Source organism: Aeromonas sp. SE22 (genome assembly GCF_038739755.1).
Taxonomy (GTDB): domain Bacteria; phylum Pseudomonadota; class Gammaproteobacteria; order Enterobacterales; family Aeromonadaceae; genus Aeromonas; species Aeromonas jandaei.
In genome coordinates this window covers 65,283-72,048 of sequence record NZ_JBCGFD010000016.1, presented here as the reverse complement: position 1 = coordinate 72,048, position 6,766 = coordinate 65,283, and the positions used below count along the sequence as shown (strand labels likewise).

Below are 6,766 nucleotides of genomic sequence, written 5' to 3'. Positions count from 1 at the left end.
CAACGACCCCTACCATGTCAAGGTAGTGCTCTAACCAACTGAGCTATAAACCCACTTCACTACGCCAGCATTGCTGGCGTGGTCGGCATACTACCCATGCCCCCCAAGGCTGTCAACAGGCCATATGCACAAAGGAGACTGTTTGCCCAGTTCTTGCGCAGCCTGTTGATTTTGCAGGCGAGTTGCCGCTTTTACTGGGCCCTCGACAGGGTGGTGCACGCCTCCGGCGTCGCGAAGCGGCCATAGATATGGCGCAGGCGAGCCCCCAGCATCAGCGCGGCACTGGTGAGGCCGACGATAAAGCCAATCCAGAAGCCCTGCGGCCCCATCCGCGGTACCACCCAGTCGGTGAGACCCAGGATCATGCCGGTCGGCAGCCCCAGTCCCCAATAGGCGACGATGGTGACGTAGAAGATCGCCTGGGTATCTTTGTAACCGCGTAGTGCGGCGGCCGCGACCACCTGCACCGAGTCGGAGATTTGATAAATGGCGGCGAAGAACAGCAAGATAGCCGCCAGGACGATCACCTGTTGATCATCGGTATAGATGGAGGCAATCTGCTCGCGCAGCAGCACCGTCAGGGCGGCGGTGAGGGCGGCAATGCCCATCCCCAGCAACAGCCCGGTGCGGGCTGCCACCCGGGCGTGATGAGGTTGCCCCTCGCCGATGCTGTGGCCGACCCGGATGGTCACGCCCACCCCGATGGAGAGGGGCAGCATAAAGACCAGGCTGGAGAAGTTCAGGGCAATCTGGTGGCTCGCCACCGTCTCGGCGCCGAAGGGGGCCAGCATCAGGGCCACCACGGTAAACAGGGTCACCTCGCAGAAGATGGCCATGGCGATGGGGAACCCCAAGCGAAACAGGCGCCAGATCCGGCTGCCGTTGGGGCGTGCGAGTCGGGAGAAGAGGTTGATCTCCTTGAAATGAGAGGAGAGCTTCACGTAGAGGATCATCGCCAGCAGCATGGCCCACAGCACGATGGCGGTAGCCACGCCACAGCCGACCCCGCCGAGCTTGGGCATGCCGAAGTGACCGTGAATGAAGATGTAGTTGGCGGGAATATTGACCGCCAGCCCGACAAAGCCGATCACCATGGTGGGCATGGTGTGGGAGAGCCCCTCGCTGAAGTTGCGCAGCACCTGGAACATCACGAAGGCGGGCAGGCCCCACAGGATGGCGTGCAGGTAGCCGGTAGTCTTGGCCGCCATCACCGGTTCCACATCCATGAACTGCAGCGCCAGCGGGCTGTAATAGAGCGCAACCATCGCCAGCGGGGTAACGATGAGCGCCAGCCAGAAGCCCTGATGGACGGCCGGGCGGATTTGCTCCCGCTTGCGGGCGCCGTTGAGCTGGGAGACGATGGGGGTGAGCGCCATGATGATCCCCTGCACCAGCAGGATCACCGGTAGCCAGAAGCTGGAGGCCACCGACACGGCGGCCAGATCGACCGCACTCACCTGACCCGCCATCACGGTATCGACGAAGTTCATGGCGACCTGGGCGACCTGGGCGACCAGTATGGGGCTGGCTAGACGGACGAGCTGCTTCGCCTCGGACCAATAACGTTGCACTGACACCTCCGAGTGGATCAGATAGATAGAGAAAGAGCGGAAATCGGGAAGAGCCTTTGCATACCCGGGCGGGCATGCAAAGGGTGGGGGAGGCATTTTAGCCTGAAATTCATCCAGGACGAAATAGTTGCCGCCCCGGCAGCGGGATCAGGCGTCTTCGTGATCGCTGATCAGCAGGTTGGCTGCCGCATAGGCGGCCTGTTCACGCAGTTCGGCGGGCACCCGCTCATCGGCGGCGACCGCGTTGAGGGCGCGGATAGCGGCGGCGATGGCCTTCGGCACATAGCCCTGCTCGCCGGAGCCAATCTGGTTATAGGCGATACGGATCGCTTCACAGCACTCATAAACCATCATGATTTGCTTCCTTGAAAGTAAAAAGGCGAGCAAATATAGCGGTTTTGCTCCCATTTTGTCAGTCTCGCGGTTGTAATTTGCGGCAAGCCCGTTAGTTTGGTTACCCCCTTTTCCTGTTTCGGCCTCTTTGATGCTGCTCTCTTCGCGCAATTCACTGGCGATCTTCCTGACGCTGTTTGCTCTTCTCGCCCTGACGCTCAAGGATGGCGCGGATAAATATCTGGTACTCCATGGCTACTCCGTGATGGAGATGGTCTGGTTTCGCTTCTTTGTTCCTTTCCTCGGTCTGCTGCTGTTGTTACCAAGGCGCACCGTGTCGGCGCTGCTGGCGGTGGATCGCTGGCTATTGCTGCGCTCGCTGCTGTTTCTGGTCTGTGCGCTGGTCTCGGTGATTGCGCTGGCCCATGTGCCACTCAACGTCTACACCATCATCTGCCAGCTTGGTTCGCTGGCCTTTGTGGTGGCCGGTGTCATCTTTTTCAGGGAGCGTCTGACCCGGGCCAAGGTAGCGGCCGTGTTGCTGGGGCTGTTTGGCGTGCTGGTGGTGACCCATCCCGACGGAGGCGATGCGAACCTCTACTACCTGCTGCCATTGGTCATCGTGCTGGCCAACACCGGCTACAACCTCATCACCAAGCTGGTGGATCCACGTCTGACCACCCTCGATATCCTGATCGTCACCTGCTTCATGCTGGGGATGGTGGCAATGGTCGCGCTCTGCTGGCAGCCCGCACTGTGGCGCTTTCCGGCGCTTGCCGACTGGCCCTATCTGCTGGCGCTGCCGGTGGTGACCCTGCTCTCTCAATATTGCCTTATCAAGGCGATGCAGTATGCGCAGGCCTCTACTCTGGCGCCTTTCTTCTATTTCCAGATCTTTTTTTCTACCCTCTGCGGCTATCTGATGTTTGGTGAAATGCCGACCCTCAGTAGTATGGCGGGGTGTCTGCTCATCGTGCTGGCTGGCATAGTGGTCATCCATTCCCAGCGTCGGGCGCGCGTGCAGGGGCTGTCAGAGGCGCCGGAGCAGGTGTGACAGTGTATATGAAACGAATTGTCTAAAAACGGATTGTGTAAAAGAAGCGGCCACAGGCCGCGATAAAAAACAGAGCGTGTTACCAGAAACAAAGAGGTGATGATGTTTACCGGAATTGTGCAAGGTGTGGCCGAGCTGGTCGCCATCGAAGAGAGTGCTTCATTTCGTACCCACGTGATCCGCATGCCCAGCCGGGAGTGGGGCGAGGGATTGGCTCTTGGTGCCTCTGTGGCTCACAACGGCTGCTGTCTCACCGTGACCCGGATTGCAGGGGATCTGGTCAGCTTCGATCTGATGCAGGAGACCCTGCGCCTGACCAACCTCGGCAAGCTGCAGGTGGGGGACAAGGTCAACGTGGAGCGGGCCGCCCGCTTTGGCGACGAGATCGGCGGTCACGCCATGTCCGGTCATATCATCGGGATGGCGGAAGTGACCTCGGTGATCGACACCCCCAACAACCGTCAGGTGTGGTATCGCCTCACCCCCGAGCTGATGAAATATGTGTTGACCAAGGGGTATATCGGCATTGACGGCATCAGCCTGACCATCGGCGAGGTGCGCGAGCGGGAGTTCTGCGTCCACCTGATCCCCGAGACGCTGGCTCGCACCAACCTCGGTTGGGTGCGCGCCGGCTGGCCGACCAATATCGAGATCGATCCCCAGACCCAGGCCATCGTCGATACGGTGGAGCGGGTACTGGCCAGTCGAATGGCCTGACGTCAGGAAAAGCGCAGATGAAACCGGGCCTGAACTATATCTTTCACCACTTTGGCATCCCCAGCGCCGAGCCCTTGCCCCATGGCATCCACAGCGAAAAGGTGGGGATGTATACCGAGGATAACCCGGGGCGGTTTCGGGTTCAGTGGCACTACTTTAGCGATGATTCGCCGCTGCACGAGCTGCTGAAAACCGTGCCTCACGTCGCCTTCAAGGTGGATGATCTGGCGGCCGCCATTGAGGGGGAAGAGGTGATCCTGGGGCCCTACGAGCCGATCGACGATTATCGGGTGGCGGTGATCAATGATGCCGGGGTGCCCATCGAGCTGATCCAGACCGATCTCGATGACGAGACGCTCTGGGCCAGAGCGAAATCGCGGCAGGGCAGCATCTACCGCTGACCACGAAACGAAAAGGGGCGTCACTCTCGCGAGTCACGCCCCTTTTGCTATCGGCCGCTCTTAAAACATCTGCTCGTCGTCAGCATCCACGAAGAGTTGCAGACGGTCGCGCTCCTCATCCCGATGCAACCGCAGGTGGATCGGATTGCAGCAGGCCATGCAATCTTCGTAGAACTCCTGATCCCCCTGGCTGGCATCCAGCTCGACCCGGGTATGGTGGCCGCAGTGGGGGCAGACGATGCGCTTGCTGGTGTACTCGATCATGATAACCTCCTCGGGCCCGCGGGCCGCCTGTCTCCCTTGATTCTAGCTGCGCAGGCGCGGGCTAACCGCGAGCAAGCGCACGTTTATGAAGGTGGTATGACAGGGATCAAACCCGGATCGGAAAAGGGGATCAGCAGGCGCAGCCGGGGTAAAAATGGCCCGAATGTTGGTTTTTAATCGGTGATTCGTAGCTGTTATTGCCAACTACTGGTTGGTAATGAAAGGGGCTGAACGGTGGTTTTTACTGGCCAAACAGGCCATTTGGCCATCCGGGAGGGGGGCTGCGCATCCGGCCGGTTTTCCCCATTTCACTGCTGGGCGGATATCTATCCTTTGGCTCCTGTTCATCCATAAAAACGGGGCTGCAGGCAGATATGCCTGCGGCCCCGTGAAGGATGCGAACGGCTGGTGCGGGCGAATTATTTGGCCCAGCTGGCCAGCATCTCGCTATTGAGTTCGGCCAGCGAGCTCAGCTGGTAGTTGGCGATAGCCAGACGCGGGTCTCCCACTAAAGCCGGATCCGGCACGATCAGCGCCTTCATCGAGGCTGCCTTGGCCGCCAGCAGGCCGGTGAAGCTGTCTTCAATGGCCAGGCAGTGCACCGGCTCAACCCCCAGCTTTTCGGCGGCGTGGATATAGACATCCGGGTGCGGTTTGCCGAAACGCTCTACTTCAGCGGAGTGAACCGCCATAAAGCGATCGCGAATGCCGAGCTTGCCGAGCACCGCTTCCACCATGGCAAAGGGGGAGGAGGTGGCCAGACCCACTTTCAGGCCGCGCGCTTCGATAAGGTCGAGCGCCTCCAGCACGCCGGCCTTGGCCTGACCTTCAGAGAGGATCAGGGCGTTGACCCGATCCAGAATGCGCTGCACCACCTCGTCCTGGCTGGGGCCGCTCCACGGGCGCAGGCGATACCAGTGGGCGACCAGCTGATCGATGCGCACGCCGATGGTCGACTCACAATCCTCGACGGTGTGGGGGTGGCCCAGTTCGGAGAACACGGCGATCTGGGCCCGTTGCCAAAAGGGTTCCGAGTCGATCAGAACACCATCCATATCGAAGATCACGGCAGCTAACATCTTGTACTCCTGACAAATTTGAAGAGGGGATTATAAGCCTGACGGGCAAATGCAAAAGGGGCATTGCCATGCCCCTTGCGCCCGATCACACCGGCAAACGTTTGTTTCGGTGCAGCGAAAAAGCAGCGTTTAGAAAATGACCTCGACGCTGGCGGCAACCGCCTTGGCCTGCTCGACCGCCTCGCGGCAATCTTCACCCCGGGCCAGTGCCACACCGAGACGGCGGCGACCGGCGATCTCCGGCTTGCCAAACAGTCGCAGCTGGGCACCCGGCACCTTGGCAAGCGCCTCGCCAATCCCCTGATAGCGGATATCCTGACTGTGCCCTTCGCGCAGCACCACGGCGGAGGCGCTCGGCCCGTACTGGGTGATGGTGCCGACCGGCAGCCCCAGAATGGCGCGCACGTGCAGGGCGAACTCGGAGAGATCTTGGGAAATCAGGGTCACCATACCGGTGTCGTGGGGGCGCGGCGAAACTTCGCTGAACCACACCTCGTCGCCCTTGATGAAGAGCTCGACCCCGAACAGGCCGTAACCACCGAGGGCCTCAACCACCTTGGCCGCTACCTCTTTGGAACGGGCCAGCGCCAGTTCGCTCATCACCTGTGGCTGCCAGGATTCGCGGTAGTCGCCATCTTCCTGCCGGTGGCCGATAGGCTCGCAGAAGTGAATGCCATCGACGGCGCGTACCGTGAGCAGGGTGATCTCGTACTCGAAGGGAACGAAGCCCTCGACGATCACCTTGCCACGACCGGCGCGGCCACCCTCCTGGGCGTAGGTCCAGCTCTCATCGAGCCTGGCGAGATCGCGCAGCACGCTCTGTCCCTTGCCGGACGAGCTCATCACCGGCTTCACCACGCAGGGCATGCCGATGGCCTCGACGGCGGCGACAAACTCCTCCTTGCTTTGGGCAAAGCGGTAGGGGGAGGTGGGCAGGCCCAGGGTCTCGGCGGCGAGACGGCGGATCCCTTCCCGATTCATGGTGAGCTGGGTGGCGCGGGCATTGGGCACTACCTTGACCCCCTCCTGCTCAAGGGTAGCCAGCGTCTCGGTGGCGATGGCCTCGATCTCGGGGATGATGAGGTCGGGTTTGATCTCGGCGACCAGCTCGCGCAGGGCGGTGCCATCGAGCATATCCAGCACCCGGGCGGCATGGGCCACCTGCATGGCGGGGGCATTGGCATAGCGGTCGGCGGCGATCACTTCGATGCCGAAGCGCTGCAACTCGATGGCCACTTCCTTGCCGAGTTCGCCGGAGCCCAGCAGCAGGGCGCGGGTGGCGCCGGGGCGGGTTGCGGTTCCAAACATACGATCTCTCCTGATGTCGTTGGTCATTGTTGATGATCG

At 61.0% G+C, this 6,766-nt stretch carries 8 protein-coding genes; 3 read left to right on the top strand and 5 right to left on the bottom strand.

What is annotated here, in order from left to right:
* Nucleotides 1–191: 191 nt before the first annotated feature.
* Together AAHA39_RS18510 and AAHA39_RS18505 are read right to left on the bottom strand one after the other, a co-directional pair.
* A complete protein-coding gene (locus AAHA39_RS18510; protein WP_320656571.1) occupies nucleotides 192–1,571 on the bottom strand; it encodes an MATE family efflux transporter in 1,380 nt (459 codons plus the stop codon).
* Between the two features lie 147 nt (nucleotides 1,572–1,718).
* Nucleotides 1,719–1,925: a YaeP family protein gene (locus AAHA39_RS18505; RefSeq protein WP_019445841.1), complete on the bottom strand. Its 207-nt coding sequence runs from the start codon at nucleotides 1,923–1,925 to the stop codon at nucleotides 1,719–1,721.
* 130 nt (nucleotides 1,926–2,055) lie between these two features.
* Between AAHA39_RS18505 and AAHA39_RS18500 the strand changes: the two genes are divergently transcribed.
* From AAHA39_RS18500 to AAHA39_RS18490, 3 genes are all read left to right on the top strand, one after another.
* The gene (locus AAHA39_RS18500) at nucleotides 2,056–2,958 is read left to right on the top strand and encodes a DMT family transporter (RefSeq protein ID WP_320656572.1); all 903 of its coding nucleotides are present in this window, start codon (nucleotides 2,056–2,058) and stop codon (nucleotides 2,956–2,958) included.
* 102 nt (nucleotides 2,959–3,060) lie between these two features.
* Nucleotides 3,061–3,675 (top strand): riboflavin synthase subunit alpha, encoded by a 615-nt coding sequence (locus AAHA39_RS18495; protein ID WP_104014878.1) that lies wholly within the window; start codon nucleotides 3,061–3,063, stop codon nucleotides 3,673–3,675.
* Between the two features lie 17 nt (nucleotides 3,676–3,692).
* A complete protein-coding gene (locus tag AAHA39_RS18490) occupies nucleotides 3,693–4,076 on the top strand; it encodes a VOC family protein (protein ID WP_320656573.1) in 384 nt (127 codons plus the stop codon).
* 60 nt (nucleotides 4,077–4,136) lie between these two features.
* Here the strand turns inward: AAHA39_RS18490 and AAHA39_RS18485 are convergent, their stop codons facing one another.
* From AAHA39_RS18485 to purT, 3 genes are all read right to left on the bottom strand, one after another.
* Complete coding sequence (locus AAHA39_RS18485; RefSeq protein WP_033112514.1) at nucleotides 4,137–4,340, bottom strand: CPXCG motif-containing cysteine-rich protein; 204 nt, start codon at nucleotides 4,338–4,340, stop codon at nucleotides 4,137–4,139.
* 419 nt (nucleotides 4,341–4,759) lie between these two features.
* Nucleotides 4,760–5,419, bottom strand: a complete 660-nt coding sequence (gene hxpB, locus AAHA39_RS18480) for a hexitol phosphatase HxpB (protein WP_071909980.1) — start codon at nucleotides 5,417–5,419, stop codon at nucleotides 4,760–4,762.
* Nucleotides 5,420–5,548: 129 nt separating this feature from the next.
* Complete coding sequence (purT, locus tag AAHA39_RS18475; protein WP_320656574.1) at nucleotides 5,549–6,727, bottom strand: formate-dependent phosphoribosylglycinamide formyltransferase; 1,179 nt, start codon at nucleotides 6,725–6,727, stop codon at nucleotides 5,549–5,551.
* Nucleotides 6,728–6,766 lie beyond the last annotated feature (39 nt).

What these genes read in the sequence shown, in the direction of transcription:
- AAHA39_RS18500 (WP_320656572.1), top strand. Translation starts at nt 2,056, where the DNA reads ATGCTGCTCTCTTCGCGCAATTCACTGGCGATCTTCCTGACGCTGTTT.
- AAHA39_RS18485 (WP_033112514.1), bottom strand. Translation starts at nt 4,340, where the DNA reads ATGATCGAGTACACCAGCAAGCGCATCGTCTGCCCCCACTGCGGCCAC.
- AAHA39_RS18505 (WP_019445841.1), bottom strand. Translation starts at nt 1,925, where the DNA reads ATGATGGTTTATGAGTGCTGTGAAGCGATCCGTATCGCCTATAACCAG.
- hxpB (WP_071909980.1), bottom strand. Translation starts at nt 5,419, where the DNA reads ATGTTAGCTGCCGTGATCTTCGATATGGATGGTGTTCTGATCGACTCG.
- AAHA39_RS18495 (WP_104014878.1), top strand. Translation starts at nt 3,061, where the DNA reads ATGTTTACCGGAATTGTGCAAGGTGTGGCCGAGCTGGTCGCCATCGAA.
- AAHA39_RS18490 (WP_320656573.1), top strand. Translation starts at nt 3,693, where the DNA reads ATGAAACCGGGCCTGAACTATATCTTTCACCACTTTGGCATCCCCAGC.
- purT (WP_320656574.1), bottom strand. Translation starts at nt 6,727, where the DNA reads ATGTTTGGAACCGCAACCCGCCCCGGCGCCACCCGCGCCCTGCTGCTG.